At 55.0% G+C, this 16,002-nt stretch carries 17 protein-coding genes; 14 read left to right on the forward strand and 3 right to left on the reverse strand.

The annotated features are described in order from the left end of the window. The first annotated feature begins 4 nt into the window (after positions 1–4). From BLO51_RS14225 to BLO51_RS14240, 4 genes are all read left to right on the forward strand, one after another. The gene (locus BLO51_RS14225; RefSeq protein ID WP_090672827.1) at positions 5–1,084 is read left to right on the forward strand and encodes a Gfo/Idh/MocA family protein; all 1,080 of its coding nucleotides are present in this window, start codon (positions 5–7) and stop codon (positions 1,082–1,084) included. 5 nt (positions 1,085–1,089) lie between these two features. After that, complete coding sequence (locus BLO51_RS14230) at positions 1,090–1,740, forward strand: trimeric intracellular cation channel family protein (RefSeq protein ID WP_090672829.1); 651 nt, start codon at positions 1,090–1,092, stop codon at positions 1,738–1,740. Positions 1,741–1,744: 4 nt separating this feature from the next. Further along, positions 1,745–2,260 (forward strand): hypothetical protein, encoded by a 516-nt coding sequence (locus BLO51_RS14235; protein ID WP_090672914.1) that lies wholly within the window; start codon positions 1,745–1,747, stop codon positions 2,258–2,260. Positions 2,261–2,340: 80 nt separating this feature from the next. Beyond that, complete coding sequence (locus tag BLO51_RS14240; RefSeq protein ID WP_090672831.1) at positions 2,341–3,078, forward strand: YhcN/YlaJ family sporulation lipoprotein; 738 nt, start codon at positions 2,341–2,343, stop codon at positions 3,076–3,078. 104 nt (positions 3,079–3,182) lie between these two features. Here the strand turns inward: BLO51_RS14240 and BLO51_RS14245 are convergent, their stop codons facing one another. Both BLO51_RS14245 and BLO51_RS14250 read right to left on the reverse strand, forming a co-directional pair. Beyond that, positions 3,183–3,893, reverse strand: coding sequence for a response regulator transcription factor (locus BLO51_RS14245; RefSeq protein WP_090672833.1), 711 nt, complete (start codon positions 3,891–3,893; stop codon positions 3,183–3,185). A 286-nt stretch (positions 3,894–4,179) separates the two neighbouring features. Beyond that, the gene (locus tag BLO51_RS14250; RefSeq protein ID WP_090672835.1) at positions 4,180–4,497 is read right to left on the reverse strand and encodes a winged helix-turn-helix transcriptional regulator; all 318 of its coding nucleotides are present in this window, start codon (positions 4,495–4,497) and stop codon (positions 4,180–4,182) included. Between the two features lie 258 nt (positions 4,498–4,755). On the opposite strand from BLO51_RS14250, the gene purT reads away from it, so the two are divergent. The 8 genes from purT to BLO51_RS14295 all read left to right on the forward strand — a co-directional run bounded on the left by purT (position 4,756) and on the right by BLO51_RS14295 (position 10,493). Beyond that, entirely contained in the window at positions 4,756–5,946 is a 1,191-nt protein-coding gene (purT, locus tag BLO51_RS14260; RefSeq protein WP_090672839.1) for a formate-dependent phosphoribosylglycinamide formyltransferase, read from the forward strand. Between the two features lie 98 nt (positions 5,947–6,044). Then, positions 6,045–6,833, forward strand: coding sequence for a TIGR00266 family protein (locus BLO51_RS14265; RefSeq protein WP_090672841.1), 789 nt, complete (start codon positions 6,045–6,047; stop codon positions 6,831–6,833). 66 nt (positions 6,834–6,899) lie between these two features. Then, positions 6,900–7,175 carry a hypothetical protein gene (locus tag BLO51_RS14270; protein WP_090672842.1) on the forward strand — a complete coding sequence of 92 codons (276 nt, stop codon included), beginning with the start codon at positions 6,900–6,902 and terminating at the stop codon, positions 7,173–7,175. Between the two features lie 149 nt (positions 7,176–7,324). Beyond that, positions 7,325–7,831, forward strand: a complete 507-nt coding sequence (locus BLO51_RS14275; protein WP_090672844.1) for a metallophosphoesterase family protein — start codon at positions 7,325–7,327, stop codon at positions 7,829–7,831. 22 nt (positions 7,832–7,853) lie between these two features. Then, positions 7,854–8,195 (forward strand): bacillithiol system redox-active protein YtxJ, encoded by a 342-nt coding sequence (gene ytxJ / locus BLO51_RS14280; protein WP_090672846.1) that lies wholly within the window; start codon positions 7,854–7,856, stop codon positions 8,193–8,195. 38 nt (positions 8,196–8,233) lie between these two features. Further along, positions 8,234–9,055 carry an alpha/beta hydrolase gene (locus BLO51_RS14285; protein ID WP_090672848.1) on the forward strand — a complete coding sequence of 274 codons (822 nt, stop codon included), beginning with the start codon at positions 8,234–8,236 and terminating at the stop codon, positions 9,053–9,055. A 219-nt stretch (positions 9,056–9,274) separates the two neighbouring features. Further along, entirely contained in the window at positions 9,275–10,177 is a 903-nt protein-coding gene (locus BLO51_RS14290; RefSeq protein ID WP_090672850.1) for a TIGR01777 family oxidoreductase, read from the forward strand. Positions 10,178–10,184: 7 nt separating this feature from the next. After that, positions 10,185–10,493, forward strand: a complete 309-nt coding sequence (locus BLO51_RS14295) for a hypothetical protein (protein WP_090672852.1) — start codon at positions 10,185–10,187, stop codon at positions 10,491–10,493. Between the two features lie 25 nt (positions 10,494–10,518). On the opposite strand, the gene BLO51_RS14300 is transcribed toward BLO51_RS14295, so the two are convergent. Beyond that, on the reverse strand, positions 10,519–12,669 hold the full coding sequence (locus BLO51_RS14300) for a DNA topoisomerase III (protein ID WP_090672854.1): 2,151 nt from the start codon (positions 12,667–12,669) through the stop codon (positions 10,519–10,521). Between the two features lie 119 nt (positions 12,670–12,788). Between BLO51_RS14300 and BLO51_RS14305 the strand changes: the two genes are divergently transcribed. Both BLO51_RS14305 and BLO51_RS14310 read left to right on the forward strand, forming a co-directional pair. Beyond that, positions 12,789–14,348: a diguanylate cyclase domain-containing protein gene (locus BLO51_RS14305; RefSeq protein ID WP_090672856.1), complete on the forward strand. Its 1,560-nt coding sequence runs from the start codon at positions 12,789–12,791 to the stop codon at positions 14,346–14,348. Positions 14,349–14,729: 381 nt separating this feature from the next. Next, the gene (locus tag BLO51_RS14310; RefSeq protein WP_090672858.1) at positions 14,730–16,001 is read left to right on the forward strand and encodes a right-handed parallel beta-helix repeat-containing protein; all 1,272 of its coding nucleotides are present in this window, start codon (positions 14,730–14,732) and stop codon (positions 15,999–16,001) included. Position 16,002: the final 1 nt, after the last annotated feature.

Consider the following 16,002-nt stretch of genomic DNA (forward strand, 5'->3'; position numbering starts at 1 on the left):
ACGCATGAGCGCAAACGACAAAATACAAATCGGCGTCATCGGCGCCGGCAACATCGGCAACGTACACATTCAGGAATTTTTACAGCTCTCGGACGCCGCTGTAACGGCTGTGACAGACGTCTACCACCCTTTGGCTATCGCGCGGGCGGAGGAATACAACATTCCGAACGTTTATACAACCTATCAGGAATTGCTGCAGGACCCGAGCGTGGATGCGGTGATCGTGGCCGTCTCGAACGATGCTCATGCCCCCATTGCTATTGAAGCGCTTCAAGCCGGCAAGCACGTTCTGCTTGAAAAGCCGATGGCTGTTAATGCGGCTTCCGCCAAAGAAATTGTCAAGGCACGCCAGAAGTCGGGTAAAGTGCTGATGATGTCGCATCAGATGCGTTGGGAATCGCTTAACATGCAGGTGAAGGAACAAATCGACAAAGGTGCGCTCGGCAGCATCTATAATGTAAAGACCGGCTGGATGCGCCGCAAAGGGATTCCGGGCTGGGGCTCTTGGTTTACGCAAATGAATAAATCCGGCGGCGGGCCGCTGATCGATATCGGCGTGCATATGCTTGATTTGTCGCTGCATTTGATGGGCAATCCGAAGCCGGTCTCCGTCTTCGGGACGACGTATGCCGAGTTCGGACCGAAGAAGCGCGGCATCGGTACTTGGGGCAAAACGGACTGGAACGGCTTCTATGACGTTGAAGACCTGGCAACCGCTCTAATCAAGCTGGATAACGGCAGCACGCTGTCGCTTGATGTAAGCTGGGCCGCCAATACCGATTTTATCGATAACGGACCTTACATTTATCTGATGGGCTCCGAGGGAGGCGCTTCCCTGCGCGCAGGCAGAGGGACGCTGCATACCGAGCTGTTCGATCGGACCGCCGATGTGGATTTGACGATGGATTCGAACGATGAAGGGCCTCGTCAGCGTATGAGCCGCCACTTCCTGGAATGTATCCGGGAGCATCGCGAACCGCTTACGTCTGCAATGTCAGGCCTGACGAACAGTTTAGTGCTGGAAGCGATCTATGAGTCGTCCCGTACAGGTCAACTCGTCACGCTGGATTGGAGCTTGGATTAACCCTCATGGATGAGCTGCTTCAAGTCAATCTGCAATTATTCAGTATTATCGGCACGATCGCGTTTGCTATTTCCGGCGCGGTCGTTGCCATGGAAGAAGATTACGATATTTTGGGAGTTTTTGTGCTGGCGTTTGTGACGGCGTTCGGCGGTGGGGTCGTCCGGAACTTGCTGATCGGCATTCCGGTTAACACGCTTTGGACGCAGGGACTTTACTTGAAAACGGCGCTCATCGCGGCGTTTCTTGTTTTTATCGTTCCTGTCAGCTGGATTCGCCGCTGGAAAACATGGGAATCCTTGTTCGACGCGCTCGGCTTGGCGGCTTTTTCCATTCAAGGGGCGCTGTATGCGGTTCAGATGAATGCTCCGCTAAGCGCCGTCATCGTAGCGGCGATGATGACCGGGATCGGCGGCGGAATCATCCGCGACGTGCTGGCCGGACGGAAGCCGCTTGTGCTGCGTGACGAGATCTATGCGGTCTGGGGGATGCTCGCGGGACTTCTGATCGGGATCGGCTGGTTCCAAGGGTCGTGGGCACTGCTTGGACTATTTGCGCTTATTGTTATTTTGCGGATGCTGTCGGTGGTGTACAAATGGCGGCTGCCGCGGCGTACGCTGCGGCTTAGTGAGGAATCGAAGAAAGCTGAGGGGGCTTAGCATGATGTTCGAAGCAAATGAACCGAACGCGTCCTGGAGCAGCCGGAAGCGTATTTCGGGCGAAGAAATCGGGGAGCGGCTCGACTCCGTGCGCGTGTTGAAGGAAGATGCGCTTGAACTGTATGAGATCGCCAAAGACAAGGCGACCGGGGAGCATTACCTGCATTACGCCTACGTGCACCGGAATTTGGCCGCGATCCCGGCGGGACCGGATGCTGGACAGGAAGAATCGTTTCACCATTTGATGCCGCTGGAAAGCGACGAGGTGCTCGGCTTATTATTCGGGGAAGCGCCTTACGATTATCCGGCCCACTGGAGCAAGCCGTTCCTGCGCAATGGCCCCGAAGGTGATTATGTGTGGTTCGATCCTGGCTATGCGGCGGCAGAGGCCGAGCACGAAGCGATCGGCCGCGACATTGCGGAGCAGCTTGCGCTCTTTAAGCAAGCGGGAGACGTATCGGAACAGAAAGTTCGCGAGCTGCTGGAGCGGTTAAATCGAGGCGATAGCGAAAAGAAGTAGCGCTGCGCATATTTTCCGGCGGGTGATTCATCCTAAGCGTGAGCCTTACGAGGGCACGTTTACAGGAGGGACACGACAGGATGAACACCGTGATAAACCGAAAGGGGCTGCTTCTGTTCGCTGTCGCCGGCTGCTTGCTGCTGCAAAGCGCCTGCGGCGGGAATCGACCGCAGGCCAGCCGGCCGGGCGGCGGGCTGGAGGATTACCGGCGGCAAGCCTTGTATGATCGCGATTCCCGCAATAACGAAGACGGATCGCTTGGGGTCAAGCAGCGTTGGGTAGACGAGCAGCAAGCCCGCCAAGGGAAGGAATATAGCGGACGAAAACAGCTCGATATGACGAACCGGCACTCGGCGGGTACGATTGCATTTGCGCCGCAGATCGCAGAGCGGGTGAAGAGCATCTCCGGCGTTCGCGAGGCTCAAGTGCTGCTGACGGAAGTGAACGGCTATGTGGCGGTTGTTTTGGACGGGCATAGCCCGGAAGCCGAGGCGTCTCCGGACATGCTGGGATATCAGGTAACATCGAAAGGCGGAGTCGGGATATTCGGAGGAAGCGAAAAAGGGCCGAACCGGTATTCGTGGACGGAAAACGGGGGCTTGTCGACCGGAAAGGCCGATGAAATCCGCAAGCTGGTGTTGTCGATGGCGCCTACCAACATTCAGCAGGTATATGTATCAGCCAATCCGAATTTCGTGCAGCGCGTCCGCTTTTATGCGAAGGAAGAGAAGGAGCGCGGTACCACGTCCAATTATGTGAACGAGTTCAACACCCTGATTCTGCACGTATTTCCGGACGATGCCAACACCCGCAAATAAACGATGTCGCCGTATGCAAAAATCCGGCGGGTCGCAACGCTTGACAAGGTTGCGTGCCCGACCGGATTTTTGTGTAGATACAAGTGTGCCGTTGGTGAGCCCGGTTAATTGGCCTTCATTGGCATTTCGAATTTATATCCGACGCCCCATACGGTTTTGATATATTTAGGCTCTTTAGGGTCCGTCTCGATTTTTTTGCGGAGATTGGTAATATGTACGTCGACCGAACGTTCGGTCACAAAGGAATCGATACCACGAATTTTGTTCAGCAGCTCTTCTCTTGAGAAGACTTTGCCCGGATGAAGCCAGAAGTTTTTCATGATTTCAAATTCCGAATACGTCGTTTCCACCGCTTGACCGTGCAAGTAGATGCCCCGCTTTTCCAAATCGAGGACGATGTCCTTCGTTTCCGCCGGAACGGGGTCCGCAGCTGCAGTTCTGACTGTTTGGGTTAAGGCGGAGCGGCGCAGAAGCGCACTCGTCCGCGCGGCCAACTCCCGCATGCTGAACGGCTTGCACAAATAATCGTCAGCGCCGATCATCAGCGCGTTGACGCGTTCGGATACCTCGTTTTTGGCAGAAACGATCATGATCGGTACGTTGGAGACGGTGCGAAAGTGCTTGCACAGCTCGATGCCGTTCGTATCCGGAAGCATCAAATCAAGAATAATGACATCCGGCTCATGCCGGCTGAACAATTCTTTGCCCTGCTTGCCGTCGGTTGCGCAATACACGGTGTAATTTTCTTCGCTCAAGTAAATGGATATCATATCCGCAATACTTTGATCATCCTCAACCAGCAATACTGTAGACATGGCGTGGCACCTCGACGCAATGAAGTCTTAGATATTATGTTAAGAAACTTAATAAAAATCAAATATGCGGCTGCTACTTTTTAAATGAATGTCCTTCATAATCATAATCGAACTCATAGAAAGCCTTAAGATGCGGAGAAACCAGTATGGAAACGAATATGAAAATCAAATGCCCGCAGTGCGGGCACCGTATGTTTTATTACCCGGTCACCTGGATGGCCGAGCCTGTCCATCACGATTAACGCCTCTTCCATTGTAGCATGAGAGGGAATGACAAGAAACGGGGTCATTTGACCCACGTTTCGCCCCACTTTTGAACGGCATTCATGACCGGTTCCAGTGCTTTTCCCTTATCTGTTAATTCGTATTCGATCCGGACCGGCGTCTCGGGATAGACGTGCCGGCTGATTAATCCGGAGGCTTCCAGCTCTTTGAAGCGTTCGGCAAGCATGCGGTCGCTCATCCCGGGAATCATCTCGGAGATATCTTTAAAGCGGCACGGCCCTCCCAATAATGCTCGGATAATCAGACCGGTCCAGCGCTTGCCTAAAATTTCAAAGGCGGCTTCGAACTTGGGACATAAATGATGCGGATGATCTGTCATCGTTTTCACCTCTTCTTACTGTTCATTTTAGCATAAGTTACTTGACAAAAGTAAGTTTTTTGTTTCGTTTTTTGATGGTTCCAGCAACCTGAAGTTCCGGCAGCTCCGTTCGCCTCAGGCGTGGTGGGGCTTTTCCTGTTTCTGAACGAAATTTGTCGTTTCTTGTCGCGAAATAGAGTTGAAAAATCGAATAAAGTAAAGTATAACAGCGATAGGACTTTCATGAAAATCATACCAATCATTCAGGAGGAACCTTCCATGTACGGTGCACCGTTATCGACGAACGCAAAAAAAATGATGCTGCTGGGAGCAGGCGAGCTGGGCAAGGAGGTCATTCTTGAAGCTCAGCGTCTTGGCGTAGAGACGATCGCGGTCGACCGTTATGCGAATGCGCCCGCTATGCAGGTGGCGCACCGATCCTATGTCATCAACATGCTGGACGGCGAGGAGCTGCGCCGAATCATTGAGAAAGAACGCCCCGATCTTATTGTGCCCGAGATCGAAGCGATTGCGACGCCCACCTTGGTGGAGCTGGAAAGCGAAGGCTATCGTGTCGTGCCTACGGCAACCGCCGCAAGGCTGACGATGGACCGGGAAGGCATCCGCAGGCTGGCCGCGGAGACGCTTGGTTTGCCGACAGCAAGGTATGCGTTCGCCGATAGCTTGGAGGAGCTGCGGGAGGCTGTCGCGACGATCGGGACGCCGTGCGTCATTAAGCCGATTATGAGCTCCTCGGGCAAAGGGCAGAGCGTCTGCCGCGCGCCGGAAGACGTTGAAGCTTGCTGGAACTACGCGATGGAAGGCGGCCGGGCCAAAAAGACCCGCGTCATCGTGGAAGAATTCATCCGGTTCGATTCGGAAATTACCCTGCTTACCGTCCGATCCGTCTCCGGGACGACCTATTGCGCGCCTATCGGTCATATCCAAAAGGATGGCGATTACATCGAATCCTGGCAGCCGCATGCGATGAGCGACGCTCAAATCGCAGAGGCCCAGCGGGTGGCGAGAGCGATCACTGAAGCGCTTGGCGGCGCCGGCATTTATGGGGTGGAATTGTTCCTTGCGCCGGACAAGGTGTACTTCAGCGAGGTAAGTCCCCGACCGCACGATACGGGAATGGTGACGATGGCCTCGCAGGATTTGTCCGAGTTTGCCCTGCATGTGCGGGCGATCCTCGGGTTCCCGATTCCGAATGTGCGGCTGCTGACGCCAGCGGCTTCGTACACGCTGAAAGCGGACCGGGAAACGTCGTACTTTCGCATCGGCGGTCTCGAACAGGCGCTGGCGGTCTCGAATTCCCAAGTTCGCGTGTTCGGCAAGCCGGAGACGAAGCCGGGCCGGCGCATGGCTGTCGCTTTGAGCTCGGCGGAGACGGTAGAAGCCGCCCGCCGGCAGGCCAAGGAGGCGGCTTCGCACCTGCGCATCGAGTACGGGCCGGACAAGGCTTGAGGCCGCGAACCCCCAGTATGCGCATGCCGCGGTCTCCGAAATTTCTACATTCCATCATTTTGAAACGGGTACAAGCCCCCTAAAAGGAGAGATCGTCCATGAATGCACATGAGTTAGATTACCGGATTATCGGTTCGGAAATGCAGTTTGTCGAGATCGAGCTTGACCCGGGAGAAACTGTTTTTGCCGAAGCCGGAGCGATGATGATGATGGACCAGAACATTCAGATGGAAACGATTTTCGGCGACGGCAGCGACCAGAACAAAGGCTTCGTTGGAAAGCTGTTCGGCGCGGGCAAGCGGTTGCTTTCGGGCGAGAGCTTGTTCATGACCGCGTTCACGAATCGGGGAACGGGCAAGGAATGCGTCAGCTTTGCTTCCCCTTATCCCGGCCGCATTTTGCCGATGGATCTGATGGAGCTGAACGGCAAGCTGATCTGCCAAAAGGATGCGTTTCTGTGCGCAGCGAAGGGCGTTTCGGTCGGCATCGAGTTTCAGCGCAAGCTGGGCACCGGGTTTTTCGGCGGGGAAGGTTTCATCATGCAGAAGATTGAAGGCGACGGTCTGGCTTTCGTTCACGCGGGCGGGGCGATTCATGAGCGAGTGCTGGGCCCGGGCGAATTGATCCGTGTGGATACCGGTTGTCTGGTCGCGATGACGCAGGATGTGGATTACGACATCGAGTTCGTCAAAGGCATCAAGACGGCGATCTTCGGCGGCGAAGGGCTGTTCTTCGCTACGCTGCGCGGACCGGGCCGGGTGTGGATTCAATCGCTGCCGTTCAGCCGGTTGGCGGATCGGGTGACGAGCGCGGCGCGGACGGGCGGACGCAAGGAGGAGGGCAGCATTTTGGGCGGCGTCGGGAAACTGCTTGACGGCGACCGTTAAAAAACGATATGATCGATAGTACGATAATTTTTGCCGCTCACTATATCGTTGAAAGAGGTGCTGTAGATGGCGTACCAACCACAGGTCATCGATGCCAAAATCGTCAGTCACAATCCGAAAAACGGATTGTTCGAAATCGTAGCACAATTGAAGGATCGGACGGCTTGCCGTCTTATTTACGAACGGGATACGGCAGGCAACGTCACGCCAACCCATATTAACCGGCTGTTGAAAGAGCCTTGCCCGATTTGCCGCAAAGACTTTTTGTGCAACTGCATGTCCAAGTTCAAAGAAAAAATTTCGTCTCAAGCGCTTGAGTTGGCGGGTACTCCGCAAGCTTAAACCGGCGGACCGCTCGAACGACCCGTGGACCTCGATTGTTCACGGGTTTCTGGGTTCGATACGGCAAGCACCCTCGCGGTGCTTTTTTCTTTTCCCGTGGTTGTATGGTAAAATGAAGAAATCAATGTAATTGGAAGGCGGGAGCTGCTATGCGCATCGGAATCGTATCCGATACTCATATGTTCAGCCGGGCCAGGGCGCTGCCGGAGCCGCTTGTTCAAGGCTTGCAGGGGGTCGATCTGATCCTGCACGCGGGAGATTGGGTAGATGAGGTCGTGTGTGATCTGTTTGAGGCGCTGGCCCCGGTTGACGGGATTGCCGGCAACAACGACGGTGTGGACATCGTTAGACGCTTCGGCCGCCGCAAGCTCCTTGAGCTCGGCGGATACCGCATCGGGATGGTACACGGGCACGGCGGTCGTTCTACGCCCGATACGGCTTACGAGTCCTTCCGCGACGCGGAAGGGAAAGGAACGGCGGATATCGTGCTGTTCGGCCACTCGCATATCCCTTACAAGGAAGAACGCGGAGGCATGCTGCTGTTCAATCCCGGATCGCCGACCGACAAGCGCCGGCAGCCCCGGTATTCCTACGGTATCCTTCAGCTCGGGGACCGGGTGGAGGCCGACCATTATTATTTTGATAAATCCAATTGATTCAGGAGACGGAGGAAGCGGTATGGCACAGTGGAAAGAAATTACAACAAATGAAGAATGGGAACAGCTTTTTGCGGCGACGACGGAACAACCGATCGTTGTGTACAAACATAGCACGGCATGCTCGATCAGTTTCATCGCGATGCAGGAATACGAGGCTTATCTCAGCAAAACGCCGAACCCGGATATTGAGTATGTTTTGGTCAAGGTCATCGAGTCCCGTCCGGTGTCCAACCAAATTACCGAGGATACAGGATTGAGGCACGTTTCGCCGCAAATGTTATATATCAAGAACAAAGAAGTGGTCTGGGACGCTTCGCATTGGAATATTAACGAAAAACGCATGACTGCCGCATTGAACTAAGGCCGCAAGCTGAGGCTAAGGAAAGGGGAGCGACCGCAATGGGAGTGACGCCGTTAGCGTTTTTTTCCGGCGCGTTGTTTGCGCGCAAGCTATGCTACGTCTATCTTCCCCCGAGCTATACCGAGTCTGAGGACACCCGCTACCCGGTTATATATTTGCTTCACGGGCTATACGGGAACGAAACGAGCTGGAGCGTGAAAGGAAACGCCGAGCAAACGATCGAACAACTCATGGCTTCCGGAGACCTGCGCGAGAGCATCGTAGTGATGGTCAGCGACGGAGGTTACGGCCACGGCACGTTTTACGTCAATTGGTTTGACGGCTCGGGACGCTTCGAGGATTATTTCCTGTACGATCTTATTCCTGCGATTGACCGCGAGTTCCGCACGATTGCAGCTCCTTCCCATCGAGCTCTCTGCGGCCTGTCTATGGGCGGCTACGGCTCGTTCGTGCTGGCGCTGCGCAATCCGCATCTCTTCGGGGCGGCCGCCAGTATCGCGGGCGCGCTCATGTCGGTCAGCCTTATGACGGAAGAGTTCCTTCGTACGGAAGTGTGCCGGATGATCGGACCCGTACACGGGCCTTATGCGCAAGAGCTGGATTTGCATGTGCTGGCTGCACGAAGGGTGAAGGAGGAAGTCCGGCCCGCGCTTCATTTCAACTGCGGGACATCGGACTCGTTCTTCCCGCTCAACTCCGCTTATCAGGCGTTGCTGGAGCAAATTGGCTACCCGCACGAGTATATGGATTTCGAAGGGGATCATAACTGGGAGTACTTCGGAGGGCATCTGCCTGAGGCGCTCCGCTTCATCGAACGCTATTTCGCCGGATCGGCGCCAAAGCACACCACGACGGTTTGACAATCGGCGCCGCCGAGAAGCCCGCCGTCTTCAGTGGATGAAATGGATCATTTCATCGCTGGAGACATGCGGGCTTTTGGTGTGCCCAGCTCTTTCGCCGCGGTAAATTTTAACAGGAGTAGAAGGGGAAGTGAAGATTTTCGGCGCAGCATGGCTTCACGAAGCGATTTCCGATATAATGAATGTCAAATAGATATCAGTGTAAGCGGAGGAACATTCATGAAGGTCGCGATTACAGGGGGGACCGGCTTTGTCGGCAAACATTTGACCCAGTTGTTTTTACAAAAAAAAGATACGATAATCCTCATTTCACGGAAAAAGCGACGTTCGGATCATCCGTTGATTCGCCATATGACATGGGATGAACTGGAAAGTAACATGAAACCGTTGGAGGGTGTCGACGCGATCGTCAATCTGGCCGGGGAAACGATCAATCAGCGCTGGACGGAGGAAGCCAAGAAGCGGATTCTGGAATCGCGTTTGGATGCGGTTAACCGCGTCCAAGCCCTTATCGAACAGCTGGATAAAAAGCCTGTGTTGGTGAATGCATCCGGGATATCGATCTATGGCACGTCGGAAACCGGGACGTTCACAGAGGAAAGCGAGCTGAGCGTGGAGGACTTTTTGTCCGGCGTCGTCGACCAATGGGAGATGCTGGCGGAGCATATCCCCGATACGCGCGTCGTTCTGCTTCGGATCGGACTTGTGCTCGGCAACGACGGAGGCGCCTTTCCAAAGATGAGCTTGCCGTTTAAGCTCGGTGTCGGCGGACGGGTCGGCAGCGGCCGTCAAATCATGTCGTGGATTCATATTGAAGACCTGTGTCGAATGATTGAGTTCTGCATCGAGCACGAAGAGATCGAGGGGCCGGTCAATGCGACGGCGCCGATTCCGGTGACGAATGACCAGTTCGGACGCAGCTTGGCCAAAGCGCTCCGCCGACCGTACTGGTTTCCGGTTCCGGCATTTGTGCTGAAAGCGTTGTTCGGCGAATTGTCCGAGCTTTTGTTGAATGGTCAGCAAGTATTTCCGAAAGTCGTCACCGACCTCGGATTTCGGTATAACTATCCGGTGATCGATCATGCGCTGGAAAATCTGTTGCGGTCCGGCAAGAAAGGGTGAACGCGAGATGATCGAATACGGCAATCCGGACATCCGCGATCTGCGGTTCACGCGGTTTCGTTCCCGGGCAGAGGTGCGCAGCGAGCAGTGGATCGAAGTGGAAGTAAGTATGGAGCTGGCGGAGGACAGCGAGGCGCCGGAAGGGATCGTTGAACTGGGAGCGCTCATCGTCTGTACGCGCCGGGGAGACATCGTCGAAATCGTCCCGCAGGACGAAGGGAGAGACTGCGAGTACCAGTTTACGGAGCAGGAAAAAGCGCAGCTGCGAGAGTATTATGAGCGGGAAGTTCGGCCGACAGTGGAACATATGCGCTAAAAAAAGATTGAAGCCAAATGCGGCTTCAATCTTTTTCATTTTTCGCCATCGCGGCCTTCAGCGCTTCTTCCAGGCTGGAACCGAGCGAAACGTTATCGCTGTACTGCTTGGCAAGCTGGGCTTGCTGCCGCTTGGCTGCGCGTCCGCCGCCGCCGGATTCGCCGAGCATCTCGATCACGTTGCATGATCGACACTGCGCGTATTTGCCCGCTTTGCCCGTATGGATCTCCATCCGCTTGTGGCATTGCGGACAACGCTTGTTCGAAAGTGCAGGCTCCGCGGCCCGTTTATATGAGCATTCCCGGTCGCTGCACACGAGCAGTTTGCCCCGCTTGCTCTTGATCTCTTGCAGCGGCTTGTCGCACTCGGGGCAGCGGGAATGGGTCAGATTATGCGGCTTGTACTCCGCCTCACTCGCCTTGACCTCGCGGACAATGGCTTCGGTTTGTTTGCGGATGCTCTCCATGAACTTGCCGGCGTCGCCTTTGCCTTTGGAGATGCGCTCCAGTTCCTGCTCCCAGGCGGCTGTCAGCTCCGGGGAACGCAGCTCGGGTACGACGAGCTCGATCAACTGGGCGCCTTTGCCGGTTGGCTGGAGCGTGTTCATGCGGCGTTCGATCGTATCGGTCTGCAGCAGCTTCTCGATAATATCGGCACGGGTCGCCGGCGTACCGAGATTGTGCTTTTCCATCACCGCAAGCAGCGCCGCCTCGGTGTAACGGCCCGGCGGCTTGGTTGTCTGCTTGTGCTGGTTGAGCCGGAACTCCTTCAGCTCCATTCCGAGCTGGAGCGGGGGCAGCGTTTGCCGGGAGGCCGGTTCGTCTTCGGCCGCCTCGTCGTCCTCGTCCGCTCCGGTCGATGCGGTTGCCTCATACAGCGCCTTCCAGCCCGCTTCTTTCACGATGCGCCCTTTGGCGTGGAAATGCTCTCCTCCGACCTCCAGCGTCACCGACGTCTCGTCATAGCGGAACGCCGGAGTGAATAACGCGATGAACCGGCGCACAATCAGGTCATACAGCTTGCGCTCCTCGGCTGTCAAATTGTGCAGCTGCGGGCGTTCGTCCGTCGGAATGATCGCATGGTGGTCCGATATTTTGCTGTCGTCGACGACGCGCTTGGAGACCGGAAGCGGCTTCGAGAGCAGCGGTTTGATCCAAGGCGCGTAAGGCTGGACGTTCAAAGCCTTGAGCCGGTCGGGAAGCGTAGAGACCATGTCCGAGGACAAGTGCCGCGAATCGGTGCGCGGATACGTGACAAGCTTGTGCTGCTCATACAGCCGCTGGAGCACGTTCGATGTCTGCTTCGCGGTAAAGCCGTGCCGCTTGTTGGCATCGCGCTGCAGCTCGGTCAAATCATAGGCGAGCGGATGGGGCTCGCTCTTCTCCGTGACTTTAAGCTGCGTAACCTTGGCCGCTCGCGCTTTATTCAAGCGTTCGAGCAGCGCGTCGGCTGCGGCTTTATCGAACAGGCGTCCGTCCGGATGCGCCTGGCTCCGCCATACGGCCTGGAACGAGCCAAACTGCGCCCGCAGCATCCAATAGTCTTTCGACTGGAACGATTTGATCTCGCGCTCGCGGTCCATCATCGCCGCCAGCGTCGGCGTTTGCACGCGTCCGGCTGCCAGTTGGGCGTTATGCTTGCAGGTCAAGGCGCGTGTAATGTTGAGGCCGATCAGCCAATCCGCTTCCGCCCGGCAAACGGCGGAACGGTAAAGCGGGTCGTAAGACTGTCCCGGCTTCAGTGAGGCAAAGCCGTCGCGGATCGCCTTGTCCGTTTGCGAGGAAATCCAGAGCCGCTTGAACGGTTTTTTCCAATGAATCATTTCCATGATCCAGCGGGCGACCAGCTCGCCCTCGCGTCCGGCATCGGTTGCAATGATGAGCTGCTCCAGATCGCCGCGCCGGGCAAGCTGCGCGATCGCCTTATATTGCGGCGTCGTTTCGCGAATGATTTTCAGCTTCATCCGCGAGGGGAGCAAAGGCAAATCCTCCAAATTCCAGTTTTTGTACTTTGGATCGTATTCCTCGGGCTCGGCCAGCGTGACCAAATGCCCTAATGCCCAGGTCACCACATAACCGGGGCCCTCCATATAATGCTTATGCTTCTGCTGGCAGCCCAGAACGCGCGCGATTTCCTTGGCGACGCTCGGCTTTTCCGCTAATACGAGTGATTTCATGACAGGCTCCTTTCAACGGGGGTCGTTTAGTCTTAATACAATAGCACGAAAGTCCTAACACTTTTTTAATACGTGTCTGCTATGATCGACAACACAGAGAAATAGAGGGGGTGCGGTCTGTGTTCCAATTATTCATCGCTAATTTGGCATTATTAACTGCATTTATGTTTTTGTCAAGCCGCCTCCTGCGCAACCATGAACGGAAGCCGTTTCTACCCGCTAAGTTTCGTTTCGTTATCGGAGGGGCGCACGGGTTTTTTGGCATTTTACTGATGTTCTTCAGCGTCAGGATCGACGGGACGACAATTCTCGATTTTCGGCAGATCGCCATTATCGCGGCAGCGCATTTCGGGGGGATCTACGCTTCGGCTGTGGCGGGCCTGATCATCGCCACCGGCCGGATTGCGATGTTCGGGGTGACTCCGTCTTCTCTGACGGCAGCCACGACAGCCGTGCTTCTCGGCCTGATCAGCGGTATCCTTGCGAAGCGTATTACGGATTATTGGAAAAAATGGCTGTTTTCCATCGCGGCAAGCATTGGAGTCATCACCTTCAGTTTGTTCTTCCTGCTCGGATGGCAAAGCTGGAAAGTAAACCTTTATTTTGTCGCGGTCATTTTGTCTGGCGGTCTGTTCGTCGCATACCTGATCCGCTATTTGACCGATGCCAACCGTCTCGTCTATCAATTGGAGGAAAGCGAAGCCAAGTACCGGCGATCATTTACGCTGCAGGAAGCGATTTTTCGCTCGGCGACGGGCGTTGCGATTATTTTTACCGACCCGGCCGGTGTCGCTAAAGTGTTCAATCCCGGAGCGGAACGAATGTTCGGAATTCCTGCCGACGAAGCCATCGGACGGCGGGTTCCAGGCACGATCGTGGAGCCAAAGGAGTTTGCGCTTAGAAAACAGGAGCTCCAGCGTCAGTCAGGACGACCGGTGGATGATCTGGAGGTGTTCGTAGTAGGCTTGTCCGAAGGGAAAGGCCATGAACAGGAATGGACCTTCGTCCGGCGCAACGGAGAACGGTTTCACGTCCACCTGATGCTCAGCGAAGTGAGAGAACGCGGGGACGGCTTGCTTGGCTATTTGGCGATCATCGTCGACAGGACGGAGTCGAAGCAGGCTGAAGAGACCATGATGCAGGCTAACCGCATGCTGGAGCAGCTATCGCGCCGCGACGGGCTGACCGGAGTAGCCAACCGCCGGGCGTTCGACGAATTTCTTGATGCGGCCTGGGCCAAAGCGGCGATGTATTCGCAGTCGCTATCCGTCATAATGCTCGACATCGATTGCTTCAAAGCGTATAACGATACGTACGGCCATCAAGGCGGAGACGCTTGTCTGAAACAGGTTGCAGGCGCTCTGCAGCGAGTCGTCGGCAACATGGACGGTCTCGCTGCCCGCTATGGCGGGGAGGAGTTTGTGGTCATTCTGACGGCATGCAGAAGGCTGCAAGCCGCCGCCGTGGCGGAGAGCATCCGCCGGGAAGTGGAAGCGCTTCGCATCCGGCATATCGGATCGTCGGTGTCCGAGTACGTCACCGTCAGCGTCGGTACTGCTTCGTCCATTCCGTATGCGGGGCTCTCGCCGCTCGAATTGGTCGGCATGGCGGACAAGGCGCTGTACCGGGCCAAGCAGGAGGGTCGCAACCGGAGCGAAAGCTATCAGCCGGGGAACTGACCGGAGAGCGCCGGGGCTAGCGGCGCAAATAGAGCTGTCGGCCGCTTGTTATAGTAGCTGACGCTGGATATCCGGCGCGTTCGGCGATTTCCTTCATCGTCAACTGCTCCAGCTCGTCCGGCAAATTCGACATAGACTGTTCGTATAGCGTTTTCGCCGGGGGCGGGAGAGCTCTTCTTTTTTTTGCGGCGGTTTTTGTTGAAATATTTAGAATTCTTTAGCAAAAAACTATTTATTTCTAGAAGAAATGGGTGGTATTATTTGGGGGAATAGTGAAGTAAAGGGGGTGCGGAGATTTTCATCGCTTAAGCGTTGCCGGAGTTAGCTTGATTCACGCATCTTGGCTCAGACGGAAAATCCAAAACCAAGAGGAGGATCTTCATGAAAAAGCTATCGATCAGCGCATTGTTCTTATTCTTTCTCGCACATATTGCTTTTACTTTCCCCGGATCGGCGGAAGAACTTCAGCCGCCCCAAGCTTCATCCGGAAGCGGCACGCAAATATCGGGCGATATCGGCCAAGATACGGTATGGACCAAAGCCAGCAGTCCCTACATCGTGACGACAACGGTTCTCATCTATGATAACGTCACACTATCCATCGAGCCGGGTGTTGTTGTCAAGTTCCGTGATAATACGCAGCTCAGAGTGCTAGGAAACTTGCTCGTGAACGGCACGCAAAACGAACCGGTCTTATTCGGCCCGGAAACCCCGCAGTCCGTTCCAAGCTGGAAAGGATTGGACCTGGAATATATCGATACGAATACCGTCCGAATCAAGCATGCCGAATTTACCGGCGCCACTGCGGCCATTGACGCCGGAACCTACCCCATCGTTAACAAGAACCCTGCGATTATCGATCATGTCAAGTTCACAAACAATCAGACTGCACTGTACGGAGATATCAAAAACTTTAACGTAGCTTCATCAGTATTTGAAAATAACGGTACGGCGATTCGAGGCAGCCGGATCTTTGTCTATGACAGCCTTATCCGCAATAACGGAGGAGGGGTGACGGACCTTGGGGACTCCGAGGAACGAAAGGATAAGGATAATATAGTCGTCAAAAGCCGCATCGAAGGAAACCGTTCGTATGGACTCAAGGGCTCGGGAGCCATATACGATTCCATTGTTACAGGGAATGCGTACGGCGCTTATGTCGACCGCGTTTTCAACGGCATGTTCGGAACGATTTCTATATATCTATATGATACCAAGGTGAGTGGCAATCAAATCGGTTTGCTCAGCACGACGGGAGATCCGGAAAATACGATCCGTTTCAAGCGCGGAGAACTATCCGATAACGCAGTCGGCTTTGACGGAGCGATTCCTGTGACCGAAAGTAATATACTTCGCAACGGGTGGAACGGCGTAATCAACACCTATAATAGCTCGGACCCTGTACCGCTTCAAAACAATTATTGGGGAACGACCGACGAGCAGGAGGTCGCTTCGAAGCTTAAACTGGGCAGCGATATACAGGTGAATTATGTTCCTTTGGCAACGGCGCCCTTCGAGGCTCCGGCGGATGCTCCTGTGTGGCCTGCGAATAGCGAACTGAAGCTTGAAGGGAAGGGGATTGTCGGCAAAATTATTTTAAGTTGCCTCGGGCCGGACTCTATTACCTGCTGTATCGAAACGGAGAATTGCTAAC

Source organism: Paenibacillus tianmuensis, from assembly GCF_900100345.1.
Classification (GTDB): domain Bacteria; phylum Bacillota; class Bacilli; order Paenibacillales; family NBRC-103111; genus Paenibacillus_G; species Paenibacillus_G tianmuensis.